The organism is Acinetobacter pragensis (assembly GCF_001605895.1).
Classification (GTDB): Bacteria; Pseudomonadota; Gammaproteobacteria; order Pseudomonadales; family Moraxellaceae; genus Acinetobacter; species Acinetobacter pragensis.
In genome coordinates, this window is record NZ_LUAW01000001.1 from 158,795 (window position 1) to 182,771 (window position 23,977).

Below are 23,977 nucleotides of genomic sequence, written 5' to 3' on the forward strand. Positions count from 1 at the left end.
AGCTGTCCTAATTTATATTTATTCTTTGTTGATGCTGACGTCTTGCTGAATATCATCTTCCGTAAATTGAACCCGGCTGATTAAATCGCTGTTATTGAGGCCTTGCACGACCGCTGTATTGCTGCTGTAGCGCTGTTCCAGCACAGTGATGTTTAATCGGGCGATTCTATTCTGACGGATGACCCAAACATACGGTTTAGTTTGAATATTGTGAATGGTATCCAGCGGAATAATCTGGCCGCTTACCGTATCTGAACCTAAAATAGAGCCTTCGACAAAGGCGCCAATGCTGCGTGAATTGATATTTGCAGACGGCTGCGCAAAAAACTCAATTTGACGGCTGGCTGGGTCTGCAATGGGCGAAATACGAGAGAGTACGGCTGTCAGCTTGTCTGGATTGCCTTGAATCGTGTATTCAATTTTTTGACCGATTTTTAAGGCGGACTGCTGGTCGCTCGGCAGCTGCGCCTGAATTTCTAGATGGCTGGGGTCAACAATTTCAAAGAGGGTCGCACCTGCTGCCACGGTTTGCCCGGGTTCAACTTGGCGCTTAGTAATGACGCCGCTGATTGGACTGATAATGGTGCCGTCCAGATCCGCTTTTTGGGCAATGTCCACATTGGCTTGCTGCGCATTGACATTTTCCAGCTGCGCCTGATAGTCGACTTTGCTTTGCTCAAAATCGACTTTAGAAATAAATCCCTGATCCAATAAGCGCTGTTTGCGCTGCATCATCAGTTTGGCCTGATTGGCCTGCGCTTGAGCTGAAGCAAGATTGGCTTTTGATTGCGCTAAACGGGCGGCATTGTCCTGATTATTTAAACGGACAAGAACTTGACCTTTAATGACAGACTGTCCGACTTGTGCATTGACACTGGCGGCTGTCGCTGTAACTTGCGCCTGAATGCTGCTTTGATTAACTGCGCGGATTGTACCGGTAAAATCGGTTTTGCTGAAAGAGGACCCTTGCTGTACAGGCACTAAATCCTGCTGAATCAATTCAATTTTTTTTACCGTTTCTGTAGACTCAGGCGATTGGTTTTTTTGGCAGGCGGTTAGGGCGAGGCTAAGGCAAAGTATGCTGATTTTAAAAAGATGGGCTATTTTTTTTTGTTTAAAATAATTTATTTGCTGTGCTGATCGCATAGTTGTCCCTTTATCCTGCTGTCAACATTCACGTCTGAATGAATGGAATTATTCCATAGCTTTCAAACGTGAAATGATTCTGTCGTATTCCGCTGCTGAATTTCGATAGCTTGTTTGTAAAGATTGGATGTATTCTTTTTTTGCAACGATATTTTTTTGATTATTTGCAAGCATTGTTTTTAGCTGGGCGGGAACAGTTTCGCCTTTACGGAAATGCTCTCGCTCCTGACGCACGAATAAAATGCGGTCATTCTGCAGCTGTTTTAATTGCTCTTGCTGAAAAGCCAGCTGTTTGCTGATGAGCGTCAGTGAATCTTTCTTCTTGAGCATGGCTGTAGCGCTGTTTCCATAAGCGCGCTTGAGCTTGCTGTCAGAGGCCATTTGCTTGGCCTGCGCCGCCCGCTGCGGCGCTTGCTTAATGTCGGCTTCTGCATTATAAGGTTTATTGCGCTGAATCACTTGCATATTCTGATCAAGCGCTTCATAGCCGTAACGGATATGATTGGGGGTCACATTGGTGCTGATATTGGCAATGCCTTTGCTGTCGTAATAGCGGTACCAAGCCGTTTTCGGCTGCTGGGAAGCGGGGACTGCAGCAAATGCAATATTTGACAGCAAACAAGCAATAAGAATAATTTTTTTAGACATGCTCAGACTATCAATGAAAGTAAGTTTTTTCTTAAACTGACTCAGCATTGGACTCCCCAGTTTAAAGTGGACTAAATTACTTATTTTAAAGTAATAAAAATGATATATTAGTCTTAAAATTTAGAATTAAAAACCTTTAGCAGATAAAAAAAAATCGTTGGTCATTGGAAAGTGTGAAAGAGTTACTGTTATTAAGTATTATTGTGCGATCGCGCAGAAAATGCTCATTGAAAAAGCAAGTAAATATATGTTAAAAATGTTGATAACTTGTAAAAATATAGCTGCTAACAAAATATGTTTGTACATCTAAAAATGGTAGGGTCATTAAATGGACGATAAATTCCAAAATCTAAAAGTCATGGTGATTGATGATTCAAAAACCATCCGCCGTACAGCAGAGACATTGCTTCAGCGTGAAGGATGTGACGTAGTAACAGCAGTAGACGGTTTTGAAGCTTTGTCTAAAATTGCCGAAGCAAATCCAGATATAGTTTTTGTCGATATTATGATGCCTCGCCTTGATGGCTATCAAACTTGCGCGCTAATCAAAAACTCACAAAATTATCAAAATATTCCAGTCGTCATGCTTTCAAGCAAAGATGGTTTGTTTGATCAGGCAAAGGGCCGTGTAGTCGGTTCGGATGAATATTTAACGAAGCCTTTCAGTAAAGATGAGCTGCTGAATGCTATCCGTAATCATGTAACTGTATAACTTATATTAATTTTGGGGAATGGAATGGCACGTATTTTAATCGTGGATGATTCACCGACTGAAACTTTCCGTTTCAAAGAGATTTTGGGCAAGCACGGTTTTGAAGTGATCGAAGCTTCGAATGGCGCTGACGGCGTGACCATGGCTCAGGCCGAGCTGCCGGATTTAGTGCTGATGGACGTGGTTATGCCGGGTGTAAACGGTTTTCAGGCAACGCGTCAAATTGCGCGCGGTTCAACAACCAAGCATATTCCAATTGTCATTGTCAGCACCAAAGATCAGGCAACTGACCGCGTTTGGGGCAAACGTCAGGGCGCATGTGATTATTTGACAAAGCCTGTCGATGAACAGCAATTGATTGATGTGATTAAGCAACACCTCAATGCAGGATAAAGCTCTATGGCAGCAAATGGATTTATCGAATTACTTCGAATAGCAAAACGTGGCAATAAAAACTACGTTTCGACTGAAAACGAGGTAAACCGATGGTCAGGCATTGCTTTTGAGATGATGGGGCAATATTTTGTTGCCCCTTTAGGTGAAGTATCTGAAGTGATATATCCGCCAAAATGTACCCCAGTGCCAAATACGCAGTCTTGGGTGCAGGGGTTGGCGAATATTCGGGGCCGTTTATTGTCTGTGTCTGATTTAGCAGAATATATTAGCGGTCAGCGGAGCAGTTACTCACCGACTCAAAAAGTATTATGCATCAGTCATAATGACCATTATGTCGGTTTAGTCGTCGATCAGGTTTTGGGGATACAGCATTTTAATAAGAAAAGTTACTTTTCTGCAGGCACTGAATTGGACAGCAATTTAAAAGAATATTGCAAAGGATATTTTCACCAGCATAACCAGCAGTGGCATGTCTTTTTATTCAGCAGCTTAATGCAAAATCCTAAATATATGAACGCATCCATAAAATTTATAAATTAATTGTCGCACCTAAACAGATAGGTCGAAGACGGGGAGAAGCTGCATGGGCTTTAAACTTAAGAAAAAAAATACGGGCGAAAGCACTGGCCGTAAAGGCGGAAATGCTTTTTTAGCCAAGATTCAATCACAAACAGATCAGTTATCGCGCGTATTTGGTGATAGTGAAAAGTCTAAACCGCTGATCTTGGGCGCAGCCTTCTGTTTATTTGTGGCAATTTTCTTATTGCTGTATCTATTCTATAGTGTACCTCGCAATAACGACTTGACTCGAAGCTTGGGTGAATTGCGTCTATTGTCGCAAACTATTTCGCGTCAGGCGACGGAAGCGACGGCATCCGGTACAGCAGAGTCCATCAAGAAACTGACAGAATCTCAAACCGCTTTTGCTGAAAATTTAGAAGTTGTTAAAGATACGCATGCATCAACTCAGGCTTTAAAAGCGGTAGAAGATCAGTGGAAGCAAGTATCTGACAACATCACTTTGATTTCGTCGCAGCAGAAAATCATTAATAAGCTATACGACACGAACATTGCGATTGGTGAAACCATTCCAGGTATTCAGGCGGAATACAACTTGATGGTTGACCAGATGGCGCGTCAAAATATGCCGTCAAACCAGGTTGTTATCGCGAAAAACCAGGTGTTCATTGCTGAACGTATTTTACGTTCAATCAGCTCAGTCTTGACCGGTAACGAAAGTTCCCGTGAATCTGCGGATGACTTCAGTGCCGATACAGAAACATTCGGTTCTTACTTGAATGCACAGCTGGACGGCAGTGCAGAGTTGGGCGTAGAGCGTATTTCAGATCCAGCGCTGCGTGAATCATTGGCAGGCATCAAGTCTGAATATGATGAAGTATTGAAATCAGCAGCAGCGACAATTCTGAAAAACTCATCTCAGATTGTAAAAGTCCGTCAGGCATCAGCTTCAATTTTTTCACAGTCAGATGAACTGCTGAACAGTCTGAATAAACTTTCATCAGGCTCAAACTGGGCCATTGCGATTCCTGCATTGTTCCTGATTCTGTGCTTGGTCGGCTTCTTGATTACTGTATTCCGCTTGCTGTCTTTGCGCGGTCAGTCAGATAAGCAGCGCGTAACCCGCTTGCAGGAAGAGTACGACCGTAACCAAAACGCGATTTTACGTCTTCTAGATGAAATCGCCGACTTGGCTGACGGTGACTTGCGTTCATATGCAACAGTATCTGAAGATTTTACAGGCGCAATTGCCGACTCAATTAACTTCGCGATTGACCAGCTGCGTGACCTTGTATCGCGTATTACAGAAACTTCTCAGGAAGTTGCGCAATATACGGCAAATACGCAGGGGATTACCAATCAGTTAGCGGAAGCATCTGAACATCAGGCGCAGGAAATTGCCGGCGCATCTGCCGCAATTAATGAAATGGCGGTGTCTATTGACCAAGTATCTGCCAACGCCGATGAGTCTGCTGTGGTAGCAGAGCGTTCAGTACAAATTGCTGCCAACGGCGCGCAAGTTGTAAACCGTTCTATTGAAGGTATGGACACGATTCGTGAGCAGATTCAAGAAACATCAAAACGTATTAAGCGTTTGGGTGAATCTTCTCAAGAGATTGGTAACATCGTTGCATTGATTAACGATATTGCCGACCAGACGAACATTCTGGCCTTGAACGCTGCAATTCAGGCATCTATGGCGGGTGAAGCAGGTCGCGGTTTCGCCGTGGTAGCGGATGAAGTACAACGTCTAGCAGAACGTTCAGCATCGGCGACAAAGCAGATTGAAGGCTTGGTAAAAACGATTCAGACCGATACCAATGAAGCGGTTATTTCGATGGAACAAACCACTTCGGAAGTTGTACGCGGTGCGAACTTGTCTAAGGATGCGGGTGTGGCGCTGGATGAAATTCAGAACGTATCCGGCAACTTGGCAAAACTGATTGCGAACATTTCTGATGCGGCAAAACTTCAGTCTGCTTCTGCGGGCCATATTGCCACCACGATGAACGTTGTACAGGAGATTACATCTCAAACTACAACCGCAACCTTTGATACTGCCCGTTCGGTGTCTGAATTGGCGAACATGGCCGAATCATTACGTGAATCTGTATCTGACTTTAAACTTCCTGAATAAAGTTAGAAAGTTTTGGGGGGAGATGCGCCTTGCTTAAGGGGGAGGCGCATTGGGGAACACAGATCGAGCATCGTCAAGATGAACTCAATTGCTTTAAGTTGAGTCTCGCGTGATGGTTACAATTAAGTTTGAGCACCCAGTTTGGTGGCAAAAACGTAAGAAGCCTTAGCTATGAAAGAAATATTAAAAAATTTAGTAGAAACGACTACGCTTCCGGAAGATAGCTATCTTGATCAAGATGCAGAAATTTTAGAAATTTTTGTTGAAGAAATAGAAGAAATCTTCGCTGAATTAAATTCTTTATTTACGGGTTGGCTAGCAGAACCGAACAATCCAGAAACGCTGACTACGATTCGCCGTCATTTCCATACCCTAAAAGGGTCTGGCCGCATGGTGGGGGCGAAATCTGCCGGTGAAACGGCGTGGGCAGTTGAAGATACGCTCAACCGCGTTCTTTCGGGCGCTATTGTGCTGACGCCAGTAATACAGAAATTTGCTCAAACAGTTTCAAATGTCTATCAATATAAGTTATACCCGCGGTTTAAAACTGTGGAAGAGCTGGATGTCGACTTGCGTCCGCTTGTTTTGTTGGGCCAGCAGCTGCAGCAGGGTAAAAGTCTAGAGCCGGCATTAGAAGAACTATTAAGTCTGGCCGATACATTGAATTCTCCAAACGCTAAAACAGGCCTTGAATTAGCAGAGGCGCTAGAAACCGCAGCTGAAAGCGGTTCTGCTGTTGGAAGCAATGATAGCTATATTGAAGAAACAGTTTCGATCTTTATTGAAGAAGCGGAAGAGCATCTTCATACAATCGATCAGTTCTTGAAAAATGATAACGAAAAAATTCAAGATTATAATGGCTTGATCCGCGCTCTTCATACATTGCGCGGCAGCTCATCCATGGCGCAAATTGACCAGATTTTTGAAGCAAGCTCAAAAGTAGAAAATTTGTTTAAGACCTTGCTGCAGGAAGATATTGTCTCAAGCTCAAAAGAAAGCGCTTTGCTGGTTCAATATGCGGAATTTGTGCGGGATTATCTGCATACTTTGCGCAAGGGTTCAAGCGAACAGCTGGATGCCATTTATGAGACCTTTAATTCAGCGTGGACTGATTACGGCTTTGCCGCTGAAAAACTCAGCGAGGACAGCAATCCGCAAGGCTTAGTGTCTAAGCTGATTGAATTGAATATTGATCAGCTGCTGGATGCCGAATTTGAATTTGACAGCCGCGCTAAAGCAGAGTTTCCTGAATATCTTAATTTGCTGAGCGCGCAAGCGCAGCTGCTGCTGGAACACACCAGCAACCGTGCATCTGCGGGCATTCATGAATTCACTGCAGAGCTGAAGCAAGGCTATGATGTGCTGGCCGAAAAGCCTGAGCTGATGAACTTTGAGTATGCATACGAATTGTTTGCACAGGCGCATCAGGAATTTATCCATCTGTTCGATACCTTAGCTGCAGGTCAGCGGGTGGTATTAAATGCAGACGCGCAGAAACTGCTGAATGAACTGTCGGCATTTGTACAGCAGGATATAGATCCGGCGGCAGCCCAAGCGAAGCATGCGGAATCTGCTGCCATTAATGCGGCGGCTGAGACTGCAGCGCCTGCAGGTGTCGATTATGCGCAATTGAGCCAGCGTATTGCTTCTGAGAGGGCTCAGCTTCAATCCGCTGAAGCAAACAAAAACTTTGATGAAGATTTGCTGGAAATTTTTCTTGAAGAAGCGGATGAACTGCTTGCCGGTATTGATGCAGATTTAAGCACATGGACAAAAGATCAAAGCAATATTGGCGCTTTGAACAACTTGATGCGTTATTTGCATACCTTAAAAGGCGGCGCAAATATGATTTCAGCATCTCATGTGGGCTTAATCGCGCATGAGCTGGAATCGGTTTATGAACGCATTATCCGTCAGCAAATTGCCATTAATCCGGCGCTGATTCAAATTATACGTTTAGTGCAGGATGATGTATCTGACCGGATTCAAATCATCCGTGAGCAAAATACTGATTATCCGGCTGACGCAGTGATTGATATTATCAAAAATATTCAATCTATTGCTGAAGGGCAATCAAGCGCTGCTGCAGTTAAAGCTGCGGCATATGATGCTGCGCCAGCCGTTGAGGCTGAGCTTGCGGTGGATGATGCGCCATCTGTTGATAGCGGCATTGACCGTATTGAAGCCGAGATTGAAGCTGAGGCCCATGTACAGCCGGCAGAGACTGCGGTACAGATGAATGAACCGCAGCTTGTTTCAGAACAGGACGAAAGAAATACTGCTGTAAAACCGGTTTTATCTGAAGAAGATGAAGCGCTGCGTTCAGTGGTAGAAGAAACGTTCTTGGAGGAAGCAGAGGAAGTTCTAGATCATACCGAGCAATTACTGGCTCAATGGTTCGAGCAGCGTAGCGACCGTAGCATTTTGCTTCAATTACAGCGTGCAGCCCACAGTATTAAAGGTGGCGCGCGCATGGTGGAAAATGAGCCTGTTGCGGCGATATCCTACCAGTTGGAAACGACCTTTGAACAGTTTGCCGTCTATCATTTTAACTCCAATGCTTATGATGATTTGCTGCAAACCACGGTCAGCTGGCTAAAACAGGCAATTTTTGACAAAGATTACAGTAATTTCGACAGCATTAAGTTCAGTCTCGATGCCATTGAATTTGTGGATGTTCCGGCACAGCTGCCGAATAGCTTTAACCGGTCGGAAAAAACGGCTGCAGTGCGCGGTTTTGAATTTATTCAAGGCGATGGTGTTGAGCCTCCGTCAATGCAAGGCGAATGGACGGATGCGCTTAAAGCGGACAACAGCAATGAAATGATCCGTATATCGGCTGATCTTGTCGAGAAAATGATTGACTTGGCTGGTGAAAACTCCATTAACCGTTCGCGGATTGAGATGGATTTAGGCCAGCTGGGCAATACGCTGAACGAAATGGAATTGGCGATTAAGCGTTTAGCCGATCAGCTGCGCCGAATGGACGGTGAGCTGGAGTCTCAGATTATTGCAAAGCATGGTACTGAGCATTCACGTTACGCTGATTTTGACCCTTTAGAGATGGATCAGTATTCATCTTTGAACCAGCTGTCTAAATCTCTAGCGGAATCAGCATCGGATTTGGTGGATTTCAAAAGCACGCTGTCCGAGAAAATCCGCGACACGGAAGGCCTGTTGCTTCAACAGTCACGCATTCAAGCAGAAATTCAAGAAAGCTTAATGCGTACCCGTCTTGTACCGTTCTCACGGATGCTGCCGCGGTTGCAGCGGATTGTGCGCCAAACTTCATCGACTTTAAACCGTCCTGCAGAATTGATTGTGCAAAACACAGAAGGCGAACTGGACCGTACAATTTTAGAACGTCTGGTTACGCCTTTTGAGCACATGCTCCGGAACGCAATTGACCATGGTTTGGAGGATACAGTTGACCGTTTGGCGCTGCATAAGCCTGAAGTCGGCAATATTATATTGAACATTAGCCGTCAAGGTACAGATGTGCTTGTATCATTCAGTGATGACGGCAAAGGCATTGATGAAGCAAAAATCAAAGCTAAAGCCTTGAGTCAGGGCTTGATTAAAGAAGATCAATTCCTGGAGAAACAGGAAGTGCTTCAGCTGATATTCCATCCGGGTTTCAGTACAGCGCAGGCGGTTACGCAGATTTCTGGACGCGGCGTAGGTCTGGATGTGGTGCAAAGCGAAATCAAGGCGCTGGGCGGCCATGTAACGGTTGATTCTGAACTGGGCAAAGGCACGACCTTCACGATCCGCGTACCGACGACGGTATCCGTCAGCGATGCCTTGATGGTGAAAGCAGGCGATCAGCAGTTTGCGATTTCCTTGGCGCAGATTGAACGTATTGTCCGTATTGCGCCTTCTGCGCTGGAAGATTATTTCGGCAGCAAGGCGGATACTTTCAAAATTGACAACAGCAGCTATAAGTTGCGCTATCTATCTGAATTTGTTTCCAATCAGCCGGTGCCGCGTTTAAGCCAAATGGCGCATTCCTTGCCGGTATTGCTGATTAAGGGCAATAGCGGTCAAACCATTGCGTTGCTGGTCGATCAGCTGATCGGTTCGCGCGCGCAAATTGTGGTGAAACCTATTGGCCATCAATTCTCTAATGTCGGTGTGATTGCCGGCGCAACAATTTTAGGTGATGGTCAGGTCTGCTTGATTTTAGATGGGCAAAGCATTGCGCGTCAGATTCAAACCACGCAGCGCGTTAAACGCAGTAAGGATCAGCGAGATCTGCTGCGTCATGGCAGCGCGCGCCGCTTAGTCATGATTGTGGATGACTCGGTCACTGTACGTAAAGTGACATCGCGCCTGCTGGAGCGCCAAGGCTATGATATTGTCACGGCCAAAGATGGTGTAGACGCCATTGAACAGCTGGAAAATGTAAAACCAGACTTGATGCTGCTGGACATTGAAATGCCGCGTATGGATGGCTTTGAAGTCACGAACTTAGTCCGACATCATGATATTCATCAAGACTTGCCGATTATCATGATTACCTCCCGTACAGGTGAAAAACACCGCGAACGCGCATTCAGCTTAGGCGTCACGCATTATATGGGCAAGCCTTTCCAAGAAGCGGAACTGCTGGCCAATATTGAAAGTTTAATTGCAGAAAAGCAGGAGTAATCCATGAGTCAGACTACTGTGTTGAATGAGATTAACCAGCAGGAGCTGCAGCATTTAATTACTGTTTCTACAGGGTTTATTGATGCGTACATCATCGATTGCCACGGTAAAGAAGCGATGCTGCTGCCGCAAAACATTGTTTTGTCTGCATTGGACAGTGAAACCCAAGTGCCGAATGTGCAGTGGCATGAATTGAAACTGCCTGTGTATGCTGTGAATGAGCCTGGGCGTAAAAATGGTGTGGCATTGGTAATTGAAGGGGATGAAGTCAATCAGCGTTTTGCGCTGATGTGCAATGAAATGCCTAAATCGATCCGTCTGCGTATTTCAGAAATTGTTGATGAAGAGCATGCGTTGACAGACCCGGCAGTTTTCCAGTACGTGCGCATGAACGATCAGATTTATCACATTCCTAATCTGGCCTATATGCAATCCGCTATCGGTCTCTAAGGGCTGAAAAGCATGGCAATAAAAAAGGAACGCTTAGCGTTCATTTTTTATTGCCTGAATGATTCAATAGCGGGATTGATTATGCGAGCAGGCCTTCTAAAATCTGCTCATAAATCTCGGCCAAAGGCTCTAAATCAGCTACATTCACATGCTCATCGACTTGATGGATTGTGGCATTCAATACGCCTAATTCAAGAACCTGAGCGCCAGTAGGTGCAATAAAGCGGCCATCGGATGTGCCGCCGCTGGTAGAAAGCTCTGTTTCAACTCCTGTGACATTGCGGATAGCATGTTTGGCAGCATTCACCAATTCACCGACTGGGGTTAAGAATGGCAAGCCGGACAGCGTCCATTCAATATCATAGTCGACATTGTGGCGGTCTAAAATTTCTAAGGTGCGGGCCTTTAGTTCATCTGCAGTGACTTCTGTGGAATAGCGGAAGTTGAATAAAGACGTCATTGTGCCGGGAACGACATTGGTTGCGCCCGTTCCTGAGTTGATATTGGAAATTTGGAAAGATGTTGCCGGAAAATATTCATTGCCGTGATCCCAAACCGTTTCGCAGAGTTCTGCAATGGCTTTTGATGCTGTATGAATTGGATTTACCGCAAGATGCGGGTAGGCAACATGGCCTTGCTTGCCTTTTACCGTTAATTTTGCATTTAAAGAGCCGCGGCGGCCGTTTTTCACAATGTCGCCTAAGGTATGAGTGCTGGACGGTTCGCCCACCAAGCACCAAGCCATTTTTTCATTGCGGGCTTCCAAGGTTTCAACTACTTTAACCGTGCCGTTAATAGAAGGCCCTTCTTCATCTGATGTAATCAAGAATGCGATAGAGCCTTTATGGTTCGGGTGCTTGGCTGTAAAGCGCTCCGAAGCGACAACCATAGCCGCCAGCGCAGTTTTCATATCTGCGCTGCCGCGGCCATAAAGTTTGCCGTCGCGGATTTCCGGTGCAAAAGGGTCTGAACCCCATGCATCTAAGCTGCCTGTCGGGACAACATCGGTATGTCCTGCGAAACAGAAAACGGGAGACTCCGTACCGCGACGCGCCCATAAGTTGTCGACGTCTTCAAAACGCATATGTTCAATAGTAAAGCCTGCATTTTCCAAACGCTCTGCCATGATGGTCTGGCAAGTGTGATCGACAGGTGTTACCGAAGGCTGGCGTAAGAGCTCTAGGCTGAGATCGAGGGTCGCTGATGAAGTCATGCTGAATCTGAAAGTCTAAAATGTCGCAATATAATAGGCGAATCAGCAAAATAAAGGAAAATTTAAACATAAAAAAACCTTATCAGCAGATAAGGTTTCTTATTGGATAGAGAAATTACATCTTGTCTTGTGTTTTCTCAGCCGTATTTGTTACCGCATCACCTGCTTTTGATACGTCCTTGCCAAAACCTTTAAATGTATTGCAGCCTGTCAATGCAAAAGCCACGATTAGTGAAGCCGCCAGAATTTTTTTCATCGTCATCTCCATTATTATGAATAATTAAATTATTCTGATGTGTGATTAAGATTAAAAAATACACTGGTTAAACTATATGCAGTTTTTATTGTGGTTAGGTAAGCAAATGTAATTCAAAATAATATCACTGATTTTATTTACAGCGCTGCAGCGTTAAGAGGCTTGGCTGACGGTACATATAATAGCGCTCATCCGTCATTGCTTTATATAGGCCGTCTGTCCACCATTTTGCATTTTGGCTACTTGCGTTCATCAGCGGGCAAATCCATTCATGGCGCTGCAGGCGATAGTACTGCGGTGTGCCGGAAGGAATCCGATGCCCCCAATGCCCTATTCTGCGGGATGGATTAACCCAGTCGGGCAGGGTGAGGCTTGATGACGGCGAGGGTAAATACAGCTGTCCTTTTAAAACGCAAAAACGGCGCTGAATCGTGCGCTCCATTGCATCTGCAAACTGAAATTGCTTTTGCGTAAAATGATGCAGTTTTCGGCTTAGGGTATCGCTGCGGTTCAGGCCATACCAAAAAGGCAGTGAATAGTCGCGTTCCGCTAAATAATATTTCAGCGCAACTTCCCAATGTTCAATTTCATTGCTTTCGGTATTAAGCAATAGGAAATCCAATTCGCCTAGCGTGCGTGCGCCGTCAATCTTTTGAATGCTATGTCCCAGCAGTTGATAAGCATGGTAGCTGCTGTCCAAAAGCCAGAACCAAATAAACATTTCAAAACGCAGACCCAGACGGGTACTTTTTAACTTTTGTAAAAAACTGATCAGCTCATCAGGATGCTGATCTAAATACTGCAAGCGGGGCCAATAACGATCTAAATGCTCACGCCAAATACTGTCATTGTGAAATTGAAATGAGTGCGTTATAGGCAGGTCTGCAGGCAGGCTGCGTAAAATATTCGGGCTGCCGACACAGAATGCCAGTTGGCGCGCCATGGGATGCGTCAGATGCAGCCAGCGTTCGTCAAGATTGGAGTCTAAAAAATCAAAGTGCATGCGTCGCCTGAGGAAAGTGCAGAATAACAACGGATAAATTGCAAAAACGCTTTATACTACCTTAATTCTGAGATTTGGGCTGTGGTATGAGAACGTTGTTTTGGCGAAGCCTTGTGGTGATTTTTGTCATACTGGGCTTTATTGGCGCAATTTTGCCAGGCATGCCGACAACGGTTTTTCTGATATTAGCCGCTTGGGCGGCCTCAAAAGGCTGGCCGCAAATGGATGCCTGGCTGCTGAACCACCCGAAGTACGGCTCAACACTGCGCGCTTGGCGTGAAAACGGCACCGTGCCGCGCAAAGCCAAATGGATTGCCAGCACTATGATGCTGATCAGCGGGGTGATCATGCTGTTCACTACAGCACCGTTAGCAGTGAAAGTATTTACTGACGTGACCATGCTGGCGGTATCGGTGTGGCTATGGCTGCGCCCAGAACCGCAGTCATTTAAAAACAGTTTAAATGCTGAAAAGACAGAGAATAAAGAATAATGCAATATACACTTGATCAAGCCGATATCACCATTGATTTAAAGCATCAAACTTTGAGCTTAAATAAACTGAAAAAGTTTTATGTGATTTCTACAGGTAAAAATGGAATCGGTGAAACTGAAAATAGCGGAAAAACGCCACGCGGCTGGCATTTGGTGGCAGAAAAAATTGGCGCAGATTTACCATTAAATACGGTATTTATTGGGCGTAAACCCACAGGTGAAATCTATAGCCCAGAATTGGCTGCCCAGCACCCAGAGCGGGACTGGATTTTATCGCGTATTTTATGGCTGAGCGGTTTAGAGGCAGGGTTCAATCAAGGTAAAGGCTGTGATACCTATAAACGGTATATTTATATACACGGCACGCCAGATTCTGAACCGATGGGCATTCCGCAGTCTCATGGCTGCATACGCATGCGCAATCATGATATTGCTGAGCTGTTTGAACTGCTACCAGCGCAGTCTTTGGTTTATATTGCAGAGTAAAGGATGGGCTGCCATCTAAATGAATGACATAAAGAACATCAGGTATAGCGGATCAAGTACCGTGAATACATAGGTCTTTTTTTATTGCGTTTAACTTTAAGGCTTCTGCTGAAGAGATCCGTTTAAAATTTGAAAGTTACAGGATGCCTATATTTTGTTACGCGCGGCATTTTAATGGCGGCTACAATATTCAAAGCCTGAATAGATTCTGTTGAACTGTGAAATTATTCAGAATCAGGCCTGATCAATCCGTTGCAGCATAAGAAAATATATTGTCAAAATTGGCTTGAAATAAGATATGCATTTAAAAATTAAGCGAAAATTGCAGTTTTTTATAGCAGATCACCTATTTTTTAATCACTCGGGCGCAAAAAGTGGAAAACTCGCAGAAAAGCGTTTGACACTCAGTCTAGATTCTCTATAATGCACCTCATCAAACGATGAAGACGTTTTGAAAGGGCGCTTAGCTCAGTTGGTAGAGCGTCTGCCTTACAAGCAGAATGTCGGCGGTTCGATCCCGTCAGCGCCCACCAAGCTTTTTCAGCGTTAAGATATTAAAGTGCAGCGGTAGTTCAGTTGGTTAGAATACCGGCCTGTCACGCCGGGGGTCGCGGGTTCGAGTCCCGTCCGCTGCGCCACTTTAAATCTTAATATTCGTTTGAACCACAATAGCGACATTGTGTGAATGCAGCGGTAGTTCAGTTGGTTAGAATACCGGCCTGTCACGCCGGGGGTCGCGGGTTCGAGTCCCGTCCGCTGCGCCATTTACATGATCGATCTTTTGAGGGCGCTTAGCTCAGTTGGTAGAGCGTCTGCCTTACAAGCAGAATGTCGGCGGTTCGATCCCGTCAGCGCCCACCATTCTTTATGATGCAGCGGTAGTTCAGTTGGTTAGAATACCGGCCTGTCACGCCGGGGGTCGCGGGTTCGAGTCCCGTCCGCTGCGCCATTTAAAGAATCATTGCAACAAACCCTTAAAGGGCGCTTAGCTCAGTTGGTAGAGCGTCTGCCTTACAAGCAGAATGTCGGCGGTTCGATCCCGTCAGCGCCCACCATATCTTTTAAGATATAGAGTGTACTTCGTAAAGAAGTGACGTGATGCAGCGGTAGTTCAGTTGGTTAGAATACCGGCCTGTCACGCCGGGGGTCGCGGGTTCGAGTCCCGTCCGCTGCGCCATTTATCTTAAAATCTCTGTTCAAGAGAATGCCTTTAGAAAAATTTTCGATTTTTCTTTTGCGCTCAGACAAAGCTTCGCTTTGTTACTCTTCGCTCAGGGCGCTTAGCTCAGTTGGTAGAGCGTCTGCCTTACAAGCAGAATGTCGGCGGTTCGATCCCGTCAGCGCCCACCATATCTCTTATCTTAATACTTGCCTAATAATTGATTATTTCATAGAATCCTGAATCTATAATAATTAATATACGTATGTGATCTATGAGAAATCCATATCAACGCAAGGCTGCCGTAAAAAATCAAATAACAGCCTACAATCCTCAAGATATTTATAAACAATTCATTGAAATTATGGTTGCGCAAGCGGGACTGATCGCACTGTATCAGGACGGCTGGGCATTGTGCGCGACACCTACAGGGCAAAAAGCCTTTGCTGTCTGGAAAAATAAAAGCCTCGCAAAATTATTGATTAAAGACAATTGGGCCAATTATGAGGTTCAAGAAATCAGCCTGAAAGATTTTATTGAAAAGGTAATTCCGTTTCTGCGTGAACAAAATACCGTGGTGTCTATGGATTTAACCCCTGAAGGACAGAATATATTGGTAGCGCCGGAAAAGCTCCTGCTGGATTTAAAGAGCTATCTCTACCAAGTCTATGTACAAAAGCCTGATTTTTTTAAAAATTTAAATATTCCTTTACCGCGAAATATCCGAATCAATTAAACAGTTTCATCAGGGCCGTGCGCTAATATTCATGCAGCAGCCAGCCGCTTAAAAATGCAAAATACTCCCGCAGCCATGAGTTGTAGCGGATGTACAGCGGTGTAGGGGCGCTGATGGTATAAATATGGCGATAGCCTGCATGCTTGGCAATAGCGGCTGCCCGCGGCACATGAAAGTCGCTGGTTGCAATAGCGATCGGCTGATCTAATCCAATATGCTGTTGGGCTAATACGGCTTTGCTGTTGAGCAAATTTAATTCTGTACTGGTGCTTTGATCTTCTAAATAAATGCGTGATGCCGGCAGAGAATGGCTTTTCAGCAGGTATTGCCGCATTACCGCCGCTTCGGAGACGCTTTCATTCATGCCAAAGCCGCCGGTCATAATCATGATGGCATCCGGATTTTTGATTGCAGCAGGCACCGCGGCATCCAGCCGAGCTTGCAGGGTTGGCGATGGCTGCCCATTTTCGATGCCGCTTCCCAGCACTAAAATTGCTTTAACTCCCGGAAACTCAGCAGACTGCTGTGTGGAATACTGCAGGTAAGCAAAGAATCCCGCCAAGCTAATGAACCAGAGCCAAAATCCTATCCAGCTGATCTGCCAAAAAAATTTAACTCGTGGATGCCGAGCTAAAAAACGCTGAATGGCTGCATAAAATACAGCTGTAATAAGAAAGATTGCACCAATGAAAATGGGCAAGACAATGCCTAAGTGAATTTTGTCCAAAGACAATAGCCAGAGGCCATCCAATATTAAGATAAGGCCTAAGATAGAAAGCAGGATTCTTTTCATGCAGCTTAAGGGGAGTGTTGGACAGTATGGCGCAGTTTAAACAATTTTCAGGCAATAAAAAACCGAGCTGCTGGGCTCGGTTTTTATCTTATCTGCAGGTTTTAGTAAACATCACGGCGGTAACGGCCGTCTAGCTTTAATTGATCCACAGCGGCTTCACCTAAAATTTCTTCTAATGCGGAATCAACATCGCTGGCCATGCCATTGATGCTGCCGCAGACATAGATGACTGCGCCGTGCTCAATCCATACTTTCAGCTCAGCTGCCTGTTCCCGCAATTTATGATGCACGTAGACTTTCTCTGCCTGATCACGTGAAAATGCTAAATCTAAGCGCTGCAGCATGTTTGTGCTTTGCCATGCTTCAACTGTGCTTTGGAAGAAGAAATCATGCTCGCGCTGGCGTTCACCGAAAATCAGCCAGTTATCCGTATAGCCTGAGCGAATGCGCGCGCTGAGCAAACTCATCAGTCCAGCAATGCCTGTGCCGTTGCCAATGCAGATAATCGGGCGGTTATCCATAATTAAATGGAATGATTCGTTGGTGCGGATGCGCATGTTAATGATGCTGTCCAGCGGTGCATGCTGGGACAGCCAGCCGGAACCTAATCCCAATTGCCCTTGCGCATCAGACTGCTGGCGCACGACCAGGCGCATGACTTGCTGCTCTGGGATGCTGGCAATGGAATATTCGCGGGATGGCAGCAATGGAAGCTGTTCCAGCAAATGTTCCAGATTGGCAAAAGGTTCGACCTCACCGGTTAAATCACGGTTCAATAACAATTCATTGATTGTTTTTGCTGTTGAGCCGACCTTCGCGTTTGCGCTGATTTTGTGCTGGCTGAGGAAGGCCTGAATGCGTTCGGCGCTATTGCCTGGCTGAATTTCTGCAATATCGCCTGCCTGCCAATGAACTTCATGCGCCGGTGTAAATTCTAAATTAAAGGCTGGAGCACCCAAGCTATTGGGATTGAGCAATATACGGCGCTGCAGTGTCCATTGGTCAAACGTTTTTTCGATCGTCATCGCTTGCAGATCCAGCTGAGTGACTTTGGCTAGAGAGGCATTCCATTGCTGAATTGCGGCAGCGTCACCGTTATTGGTTTCAATCACATCAAACCATGCAGCTGCCCCATTTTGTTTCAGCCAAGCAAATATTCTATGGCCAAAAGCGCAATAACTGTCAGGATACTCTTTTGATCCGAGGGCAAGGACAGCGAATTTCAGGTGACTGAAGTCCAGCTGCTGCGACATGAGTTTTTTCTCAAATGAGGCGGCTAAATCAGGCGCTTCACCTGTACCGTAGGTGCTGGCAATCACCAGCAGCTGTGACGCTTGCTTGAGGTCGTCGATAGTCAGCTGCTGTGCAGCTTTCACTTCGGCTGGCTGGCGCGCTTCCTGCAAGCTGGTCGCTGTGCGCCAAGCCAATTGTTCGGCTAAGCCCGTTTGGGACGCATACACAATCAGCCACGGTTGAGCATTCGGATCTAAACTGACTGCATTTAAGCTATTTTTCGCCTGCTGCGTTAAGCGTTTTTGTTTGCGGCGCTTCAGATACAGCATCCAGCCAGTCACAAAAAACAGCGGCATGATCAGCGCAGCCAGCATCACTGCGAATTGATACACAGGGCCAAAGAAGCTGCCGCGGTGTACCGGCAGCATGCTGCTCATGATTTTTTCATTCAGTTTTTTATCTTCGTACAGTTCTAATTTTTTAATTTCGGCTGCTGAATAATCATATGTGGCTTTGTTGCGCGCGCGTTCATGCTGAGGCACGGCATCTACAAACTGAATTTCTAATTCACCATTGGCTTTTTTGGGAATATTGAAGGTAACGCTTGAATATTCACGGCCCACTTGTGCATTGAAGCCGGTCCAGCTTTGCGCGAGTGCAAGGCTGATCTGTTCAGGCTTTAGGCCTTTCTTCTCTGCGCGCCCTTCATGTTTGCCTTCAGCATGGTCTGACGGGCCTGCAGGGTTTTGAGCGCCGCGCTGCTGGCCTTGGCTTTCACGCGGGCCATTACCGCCTTTACCAGCCCCATCTTTGGCCTGCATTTCTGCCTGCGGACGCTCCACGCCCATCACTTTAAACATGCCGTCCCGCCACCAGCCATACGACCAATAGAGGCCGGTAAAGGCAAGCAACAGATAGAAAATAACGACCCAAGTGCCAATCACGGCGTGCAAGTCCCAAAGGAAATTGCGGCCTTTTAATTGCGGCTTGACCATCAACCATTGTTTGAGTGAATGCTTTTTAGGCCAGCGTAAATAAATCCCGCTCAAAATAAAATAAATTAAGATAAGGGTTGATGCGCCTGTCAGCTGCTTGCCAAACTCACCTACGGTCAAATTGCGGTGCAGCTGCTGAATGAATTGGAAAAATTCACGGCCTTTAACTTCGGGCAATACAGCAGCAGAGTAGGGGTTAATCATCATGTTATAGCCTTTGCGCGCGCCTTCTTTCACAATATTCATGGAAGAGGAAGCCGTCGGCTCTGGACTGATGGTGATGCTGTTAATTTTTATGGATGGATCGGTCTGCTGAAAATGCTGAAAAATTTGAGCTGGCGTAAGTTTTTCTTTTTGCTCTGCCTGTACGTTATAGCTTTCAGGGTTCAGCCATTGCTGTATGGGCTGTTCATAGGAATAAATCGCCCCAGTGACTCCCATAATGGACAGGATTAAGCCGGCGCTGATTCCGAAAAACCAGTGAATTTGAAAGAGGGTCTTTTTAAACATGGCAGTCAATGTTTAGGCAAATGGCAAGTTGCCGCGAATTATAACCTTAGATTAAGAAGAAAATGTGTATTTAAAGATAATATTTATTCTCATTATCATTCTTAATTGAAGGCATAAAAAAGCCTCCGGAATTGGAGGCTTTTTAAAATACTGCAGCTTAAACGGATTTCGGTTCGCCGACAGTTTCGGTTAAATGCTTGCGGATTGTCGTGAATGGAAAGTTTTTGCTGTCCAGACGCTTCGGCAGAATATATGCGCCTTGCTGATCTTTAATTTTGAAGTTGATCAGAATGAATTCAGGCGTATTGTACCATTCGTAAATATCCTTCCAGCCCACCGTCATATTGCCCATTTGCATGCCCATCTGCTGCTGCATAGAGATGCCGTGCGGCTGCACGCCTAAACGGATCCCTTTAATTTCTTGAACAGGGGTCTCTTTCAGCTTGCGTTTCACATACCATTCAATGCCGAATTTACGGACAAGGAAATAAATGACCACACAGACAATGGCAACCCAGCAGAACACTGTGGAATAATTTTTAATTAATAAAAGTCCCAGCAGAGCAAGGGCAACAATAGCGCCCATGATCAGCCAGGCTTTTGTGCCGATTTTATAATTGCTGCGGGACAGTACCAGCTGGGCATTGCGCTGCTCAGCTTCAGAAACTTCATAAGCCACAGGCTGCAGGGTATAAGCGTAAACGTTTTTAGCGGTCATGATTAAACTAACAAATTTCAAACTGCAAAAAGTTTAGCATTATTTATACCAATTCAGTGAGTATATTGTTCCAAATTCAGCCAAATTATAAAGAAGCCAATTCTGTGGCATGCTGGTCATGATCATGGCTTAAATTCTGCTTTAAACGGCTGATCTGGCCAAGAATGCTGAACATCAAAGACAGCTGCTGCAAAATAATCAATGATTTTTGATCGTCATCATTGTTTTGCGATAAGCGCTGGCGGATTGTCTGCAGCATATTGGTCGCGGTTAAGTCCGGCACCTCATCCCGCAATAGCACACCTTGAATATCATCCAAGGCCTTATCCAGCAAGCTTAAGACTTCCTGATCCTGAATTTTTTCACGATGCGCGCCTAAGGCGGCGATATAGCTGATGAAGGTATGATTCAAACACAGAAATTCAAAGGCTTGAGATTTTTGCGCAGGATCAAAATCCGGCTCGGTGGCCAATGTGGAAATTAATGAGGCGACATCGGCATCGGTATTGTGCGCTGCGCGGCGTACAACACGGTAATTTAAGCCATTGTTGCGGCCATATTTGTACTGTTCAACAACTTCGGCCAAATAATTGCACTGCGCCTGTAAAGAACGCTTGATAGTGCGCGGCAGGCGGCGGAATTTCCAGTCCGGGAAAATAAAGCTCACCCCAAACCAGGCCAGAGCGCATCCAATCAGTGTATCAATCATGCGCGGCATGGCGGCAGAAAAGCCCATGCCGTCTAAATTGAAGTTGATCAGCGCCAAGATGGTAATAAATGCAGTGGCCTGCGCATATTGCTTGCTTCGCAATTCAAAGAACAGCACGCCGCTGAGCACCAGCAGCAGCAATTGGCCTTCTATCGAAGGGATAAAATACAGAATAGCGTAACCTAAAATAATGCCGATTAAAGTTCCGATAATCCGCAAATATAGGCGGCGCTTGGTGGCGTTAAAGTTCGGCTGGCTGACAAATAAAGCGGTCAGCAGAATCCAGTAACCGTATTGAATATCGGTCAGCTGGACAAAAATATAGCCAATAAACAGCACTGAAGAAACGCGGACCGCATGGCGGAATAAGACTGATTCAGGAGTCAGATGCTGTTTGATCCGAATCACGATGTCATCCCAGCCTTTTAAATCATCATCTTTGAGCTGGTTTTCGATGTGCTTGGCCTTATCAAAATTCATGTGCCGTTCGGTTTCCACATTGCGCAGCTGCGAATCGATGGCTTTTAAATTTTGATAAAGTGAATATAAAGAGTTGACCCAAACCTGATCATATTGCTGTTCAGCGCGGAGCTTTTCTAAAGATAATTTTAGATTTTGAAAAGCATGCTTAAAGCGCTTGCTGTGATGGTAGGGCTTGCGCTGCAGAATGCTGCTGCTTAAATCTTTGCAGGCTTTGGCCTGTATGGACAAAATGCGCTGAAAGCGGAACAGGATATCGCTGTGTTCAAAAATTTTAGACAGCTTCTGATAGTCAATATGCGCTGAATCAGCGCGTTCATGAATATCCTGCGCCACAAAATAATACTGCAGGCTGCGCCGGGTATCCCGCTGCCCGCGGTCACCTTTTAAACGGGTCAGCAGGGCGGTTTTCATGTCATTAAAAATCGTGATTAATTTCCCGTTTTCTAAAGACAGTTCAATCATGCTTTGCTGATAGCTGGCGGGCGTCATGTCCACATCAAATAAATTGGATTTGGCAAATAGAAAATCGGCCAAAGAGGAATAGCATTGCGCCAGTTTGTCCTGTACTTGGCGCACAGGAAAAAGCAGAAAGCTGATGGTAGAAATTAAACCGTACCAGGCTGCGCCAATGACCAATAAGCCTGCCTGCATATACCAGCTGTCAAAAAGATTGACTCCCAGCATGGAATATACAGAGATGACCAGACAGCCGTAGGAAATGGTGGCGTAGCGGCGGCCAAGCGATCCCAGCAAAATCCAACCGATACAGGACACAATTAAGCCGATAGCGAAAAGGATAGGGTATGGAAAAAGAAAATAAATGGATACCGCCGTCACGAAGAAGCCGATATAGGTATAGATTAAATTCATGATCCGGACGGAAAAACGGTCATCGATATCGCTTAAGCCAGCAGCGACCACACCTAAGGTCAACGGGATGGTGTACAGCTGCTGCCCGATGAAATACGGGATAAAGGCTGTACCTGCAAACGCAATGATCATGCGGATGTTGTACATGAAAGTGGTGTTGTACGTCGCTTGTTTAAGACGTGCGAGCCAAGAGTTCAATTTCTATCCTTTTACTGCCTGATGCAGAGCGGTCAGGTGAATATTGGAATTGTGTGATTATTCACTTTGAATATGCAGAAATAATACTATGACATGTGTAAACTTGTCTGCATTCTCATCATTTAGAAATGAAATATCCCTATGCAGAATGAACAAAGCAAAGCGCATTATTCCAGCGCTTGGATTATGCTGCTGGCGCTGTTGACTTCGCTTGGACCGCTGTCAATTGATATGTATTTGCCTGCTTTGCCGCAGATGGCGGATGATTTTGGCGTCAGTACCCAAATGATTGCCAATACCTTGCCGGCATACTTCTTGGGTTTGGCGGTGGGGCAGTTGATTTATGGGCCGGTCAGTGACCGTATTGGCCGTAAAATTCCGCTGTATTTCGGTTTAAGCCTCTACGTTGCCGCCAGTTTGATTTGCTTGTTTGCTCAAAATGAATGGAGCTTAATTGCAGCCCGTATCTTGCAGGCCTTAGGCGGATGCGTCGGTGTGGTGATTGCCCGGGCGGCGATACGTGACCGTCTGGATATGCAGGCTTCGGCTCAAGCCTTTTCCAGCATGATGATCGTGATGGGCATTGCGCCCATTATTGCGCCTGCAATGGGATCTTTGATTTTAAAATTCTTCAGTTGGCATGCCGTTTTTGCAGCCTTAAGCTTTATGGGCGTTGTATGCCTGTTCTGCGTACATTTCTTTTTTAAAGAAAGCCTGCCCGTATCACGCCGGTTAAATTTAAGTTTTCAGCAGGTGCTTTTGCTGTATGCTGCAATTTTTAAAGATGCCAGCTTCAGGCTGCCCATGATTATCGGCTGTTTCTCCGGCGGGCTGCTGTTTTGCTATATCAGTTCTTCCGCTTCCGTACTGATGGACAGCTATGGCCTTACCCAGCAGCAATTTGCTTATGCATTTGGGGCTAATGCATTCGGTATCATGATGTTTTCAACCTTTAACAAGCATCTGGCCGCAAAAACTGCTGTACTGATGCGGTTAAAACTGGGCGCTTATATTCAATTATTTGGAGTTGCTGTGCTGTTGATTGGCGGTTTGCTGCCGCAAGCGCCATTAGCTTCAGTCATGCTGGGCATGTTTCTAACCGTTTCAGGGATTGGCTTTACAGGACCGAATGCTATGGCTTTGGCAATGTCAGAGCAGGGCGCGCGGGCAGGCACAGCCAGTGCTGTGATGGGCAGCATGCAATTTGCCTGCGGCCTTTTAGGCGGGCTGATTCTGAATTTTATGCTGTGGAGCCCGTTGCTGAACATGGCTGCAGTGATGATGATCTTTATTGCTGTAGCGCTATGCGCTGTATATAAATTTCAGCATGCATCCCGTGTATAGCCAGAGTATAAATTGTTTCAGTGTTGAGAGCCTGGCAATTAGAAACGTCATTGATATGCATAGGCTTATCAGTACGCAATAGTCATGTGATGCAGCGAATAGGCTGTTATTGCATGGGCG

19 protein-coding genes and 8 tRNA genes are annotated in these 23,977 nt (G+C 45.6%); 18 read left to right on the forward strand and 9 right to left on the reverse strand.

All coding sequences use genetic code 11. The annotated features are described in order from the left end of the window. Nucleotides 1-18: 18 nt before the first annotated feature. Both AZH43_RS00720 and AZH43_RS00725 read right to left on the reverse strand, forming a co-directional pair. Nucleotides 19-1,146: an efflux RND transporter periplasmic adaptor subunit gene (locus tag AZH43_RS00720; RefSeq protein WP_067665345.1), complete on the reverse strand. Its 1,128-nt coding sequence runs from the start codon at nt 1,144-1,146 to the stop codon at nt 19-21. Nucleotides 1,147-1,194: 48 nt separating this feature from the next. After that, complete coding sequence (locus tag AZH43_RS00725; protein WP_067665348.1) at nt 1,195-1,842, reverse strand: hypothetical protein; 648 nt, start codon at nt 1,840-1,842, stop codon at nt 1,195-1,197. Nucleotides 1,843-2,122: 280 nt separating this feature from the next. Here AZH43_RS00725 and pilG point away from each other — a divergent pair, with 280 nt between their 5' ends. The 6 genes from pilG to AZH43_RS00755 all read left to right on the forward strand — a co-directional run bounded on the left by pilG (nt 2,123) and on the right by AZH43_RS00755 (nt 10,658). Continuing rightward, a complete protein-coding gene (pilG, locus tag AZH43_RS00730) occupies nt 2,123-2,506 on the forward strand; it encodes a twitching motility response regulator PilG (RefSeq protein WP_067665351.1) in 384 nt (127 codons plus the stop codon). A 24-nt stretch (nt 2,507-2,530) separates the two neighbouring features. Next, complete coding sequence (locus tag AZH43_RS00735; protein WP_067665354.1) at nt 2,531-2,899, forward strand: response regulator; 369 nt, start codon at nt 2,531-2,533, stop codon at nt 2,897-2,899. 6 nt (nt 2,900-2,905) lie between these two features. Then, the gene (locus tag AZH43_RS00740; protein WP_067665357.1) at nt 2,906-3,442 is read left to right on the forward strand and encodes a chemotaxis protein CheW; all 537 of its coding nucleotides are present in this window, start codon (nt 2,906-2,908) and stop codon (nt 3,440-3,442) included. 43 nt (nt 3,443-3,485) lie between these two features. Then, nucleotides 3,486-5,558 (forward strand): methyl-accepting chemotaxis protein, encoded by a 2,073-nt coding sequence (locus AZH43_RS00745; RefSeq protein WP_067665360.1) that lies wholly within the window; start codon nt 3,486-3,488, stop codon nt 5,556-5,558. A gap of 171 nt (nt 5,559-5,729) precedes the next feature. After that, nucleotides 5,730-10,208 carry a hybrid sensor histidine kinase/response regulator gene (locus AZH43_RS00750; RefSeq protein ID WP_067665363.1) on the forward strand — a complete coding sequence of 1,493 codons (4,479 nt, stop codon included), beginning with the start codon at nt 5,730-5,732 and terminating at the stop codon, nt 10,206-10,208. Nucleotides 10,209-10,211: 3 nt separating this feature from the next. Then, a complete protein-coding gene (locus tag AZH43_RS00755; protein WP_067665366.1) occupies nt 10,212-10,658 on the forward strand; it encodes a hypothetical protein in 447 nt (148 codons plus the stop codon). Nucleotides 10,659-10,737: 79 nt separating this feature from the next. Here the strand turns inward: AZH43_RS00755 and dapE are convergent, their stop codons facing one another. The 3 genes from dapE to AZH43_RS00770 form a co-directional block, all read right to left on the reverse strand. Continuing rightward, nucleotides 10,738-11,871: a succinyl-diaminopimelate desuccinylase gene (gene dapE, locus AZH43_RS00760; RefSeq protein WP_067665369.1), complete on the reverse strand. Its 1,134-nt coding sequence runs from the start codon at nt 11,869-11,871 to the stop codon at nt 10,738-10,740. Nucleotides 11,872-11,986: 115 nt separating this feature from the next. Continuing rightward, nucleotides 11,987-12,127 (reverse strand): entericidin A/B family lipoprotein, encoded by a 141-nt coding sequence (locus AZH43_RS00765; protein ID WP_067665372.1) that lies wholly within the window; start codon nt 12,125-12,127, stop codon nt 11,987-11,989. Between the two features lie 133 nt (nt 12,128-12,260). Beyond that, nucleotides 12,261-13,130, reverse strand: coding sequence for a DUF1853 family protein (locus tag AZH43_RS00770; protein ID WP_067665375.1), 870 nt, complete (start codon nt 13,128-13,130; stop codon nt 12,261-12,263). An 86-nt stretch (nt 13,131-13,216) separates the two neighbouring features. Between AZH43_RS00770 and AZH43_RS00775 the strand changes: the two genes are divergently transcribed. From AZH43_RS00775 to AZH43_RS00825, 11 genes are all read left to right on the forward strand, one after another. After that, nucleotides 13,217-13,621, forward strand: a complete 405-nt coding sequence (locus AZH43_RS00775) for a YbaN family protein (protein ID WP_067665378.1) — start codon at nt 13,217-13,219, stop codon at nt 13,619-13,621. Continuing rightward, the gene (gene elsL / locus AZH43_RS00780) at nt 13,621-14,109 is read left to right on the forward strand and encodes a cell wall-recycling L,D-carboxypeptidase ElsL (RefSeq protein ID WP_067665381.1); all 489 of its coding nucleotides are present in this window, start codon (nt 13,621-13,623) and stop codon (nt 14,107-14,109) included. The genes AZH43_RS00775 and elsL overlap by 1 nt, the downstream gene beginning before the upstream one ends. Before the next feature lie 457 nt (nt 14,110-14,566). Continuing rightward, nucleotides 14,567-14,642 (forward strand) — tRNA-Val (locus tag AZH43_RS00785). A 28-nt stretch (nt 14,643-14,670) separates the two neighbouring features. Then, nucleotides 14,671-14,747: transfer RNA gene (locus AZH43_RS00790), tRNA-Asp, on the forward strand. Nucleotides 14,748-14,796: 49 nt separating this feature from the next. Next, nucleotides 14,797-14,873, forward strand: a tRNA-Asp gene (locus AZH43_RS00795). A 21-nt stretch (nt 14,874-14,894) separates the two neighbouring features. Then, nucleotides 14,895-14,970: transfer RNA gene (locus AZH43_RS00800), tRNA-Val, on the forward strand. 11 nt (nt 14,971-14,981) lie between these two features. Next, nucleotides 14,982-15,058 (forward strand) — tRNA-Asp (locus AZH43_RS00805). 30 nt (nt 15,059-15,088) lie between these two features. Beyond that, nucleotides 15,089-15,164, forward strand: a tRNA-Val gene (locus AZH43_RS00810). 45 nt (nt 15,165-15,209) lie between these two features. Next, nucleotides 15,210-15,286 (forward strand) — tRNA-Asp (locus tag AZH43_RS00815). Between the two features lie 97 nt (nt 15,287-15,383). Beyond that, nucleotides 15,384-15,459 (forward strand) — tRNA-Val (locus AZH43_RS00820). Between the two features lie 83 nt (nt 15,460-15,542). Continuing rightward, nucleotides 15,543-16,004: a DUF2750 domain-containing protein gene (locus tag AZH43_RS00825; RefSeq protein ID WP_067665384.1), complete on the forward strand. Its 462-nt coding sequence runs from the start codon at nt 15,543-15,545 to the stop codon at nt 16,002-16,004. A 22-nt stretch (nt 16,005-16,026) separates the two neighbouring features. On the opposite strand, the gene AZH43_RS00830 is transcribed toward AZH43_RS00825, so the two are convergent. The 4 genes from AZH43_RS00830 to yccS all read right to left on the reverse strand — a co-directional run bounded on the left by AZH43_RS00830 (nt 16,027) and on the right by yccS (nt 22,513). Beyond that, nucleotides 16,027-16,797 (reverse strand): YdcF family protein, encoded by a 771-nt coding sequence (locus AZH43_RS00830; RefSeq protein WP_067665386.1) that lies wholly within the window; start codon nt 16,795-16,797, stop codon nt 16,027-16,029. Between the two features lie 101 nt (nt 16,798-16,898). Next, complete coding sequence (locus AZH43_RS00835; protein WP_067665389.1) at nt 16,899-19,535, reverse strand: PepSY domain-containing protein; 2,637 nt, start codon at nt 19,533-19,535, stop codon at nt 16,899-16,901. 157 nt (nt 19,536-19,692) lie between these two features. Then, the gene (locus tag AZH43_RS00840) at nt 19,693-20,253 is read right to left on the reverse strand and encodes a YcxB family protein (protein ID WP_067665392.1); all 561 of its coding nucleotides are present in this window, start codon (nt 20,251-20,253) and stop codon (nt 19,693-19,695) included. 85 nt (nt 20,254-20,338) lie between these two features. Next, nucleotides 20,339-22,513 carry a YccS family putative transporter gene (gene yccS, locus AZH43_RS00845; protein WP_067665395.1) on the reverse strand — a complete coding sequence of 725 codons (2,175 nt, stop codon included), beginning with the start codon at nt 22,511-22,513 and terminating at the stop codon, nt 20,339-20,341. Between the two features lie 141 nt (nt 22,514-22,654). Between yccS and AZH43_RS00850 the strand changes: the two genes are divergently transcribed. Further along, the gene (locus AZH43_RS00850; protein WP_067665398.1) at nt 22,655-23,857 is read left to right on the forward strand and encodes a multidrug effflux MFS transporter; all 1,203 of its coding nucleotides are present in this window, start codon (nt 22,655-22,657) and stop codon (nt 23,855-23,857) included. Nucleotides 23,858-23,977: the final 120 nt, after the last annotated feature.

Bases quoted from the DNA above. Each gene is read 5' to 3' on its own strand.
- AZH43_RS00725 (WP_067665348.1), bottom strand. From the start codon at position 1,842: ATGCTGAGTCAGTTTAAGAAAAAACTTACTTTCATTGATAGTCTGAGC.
- dapE (WP_067665369.1), bottom strand. From the start codon at position 11,871: ATGACTTCATCAGCGACCCTCGATCTCAGCCTAGAGCTCTTACGCCAG.
- AZH43_RS00740 (WP_067665357.1), top strand. From the start codon at position 2,906: ATGGCAGCAAATGGATTTATCGAATTACTTCGAATAGCAAAACGTGGC.
- AZH43_RS00765 (WP_067665372.1), bottom strand. From the start codon at position 12,127: ATGAAAAAAATTCTGGCGGCTTCACTAATCGTGGCTTTTGCATTGACA.
- AZH43_RS00835 (WP_067665389.1), bottom strand. From the start codon at position 19,535: ATGTTTAAAAAGACCCTCTTTCAAATTCACTGGTTTTTCGGAATCAGC.
- AZH43_RS00755 (WP_067665366.1), top strand. From the start codon at position 10,212: ATGAGTCAGACTACTGTGTTGAATGAGATTAACCAGCAGGAGCTGCAG.
- pilG (WP_067665351.1), top strand. From the start codon at position 2,123: ATGGACGATAAATTCCAAAATCTAAAAGTCATGGTGATTGATGATTCA.
- AZH43_RS00850 (WP_067665398.1), top strand. From the start codon at position 22,655: ATGCAGAATGAACAAAGCAAAGCGCATTATTCCAGCGCTTGGATTATG.
- elsL (WP_067665381.1), top strand. From the start codon at position 13,621: ATGCAATATACACTTGATCAAGCCGATATCACCATTGATTTAAAGCAT.
- AZH43_RS00840 (WP_067665392.1), bottom strand. From the start codon at position 20,253: ATGACCGCTAAAAACGTTTACGCTTATACCCTGCAGCCTGTGGCTTAT.
- AZH43_RS00735 (WP_067665354.1), top strand. From the start codon at position 2,531: ATGGCACGTATTTTAATCGTGGATGATTCACCGACTGAAACTTTCCGT.
- AZH43_RS00775 (WP_067665378.1), top strand. From the start codon at position 13,217: ATGAGAACGTTGTTTTGGCGAAGCCTTGTGGTGATTTTTGTCATACTG.
- AZH43_RS00825 (WP_067665384.1), top strand. From the start codon at position 15,543: ATGAGAAATCCATATCAACGCAAGGCTGCCGTAAAAAATCAAATAACA.
- AZH43_RS00830 (WP_067665386.1), bottom strand. From the start codon at position 16,797: ATGAAAAGAATCCTGCTTTCTATCTTAGGCCTTATCTTAATATTGGAT.
- AZH43_RS00750 (WP_067665363.1), top strand. From the start codon at position 5,730: ATGAAAGAAATATTAAAAAATTTAGTAGAAACGACTACGCTTCCGGAA.
- AZH43_RS00745 (WP_067665360.1), top strand. From the start codon at position 3,486: ATGGGCTTTAAACTTAAGAAAAAAAATACGGGCGAAAGCACTGGCCGT.
- AZH43_RS00720 (WP_067665345.1), bottom strand. From the start codon at position 1,146: ATGCGATCAGCACAGCAAATAAATTATTTTAAACAAAAAAAAATAGCC.
- AZH43_RS00770 (WP_067665375.1), bottom strand. From the start codon at position 13,130: ATGCACTTTGATTTTTTAGACTCCAATCTTGACGAACGCTGGCTGCAT.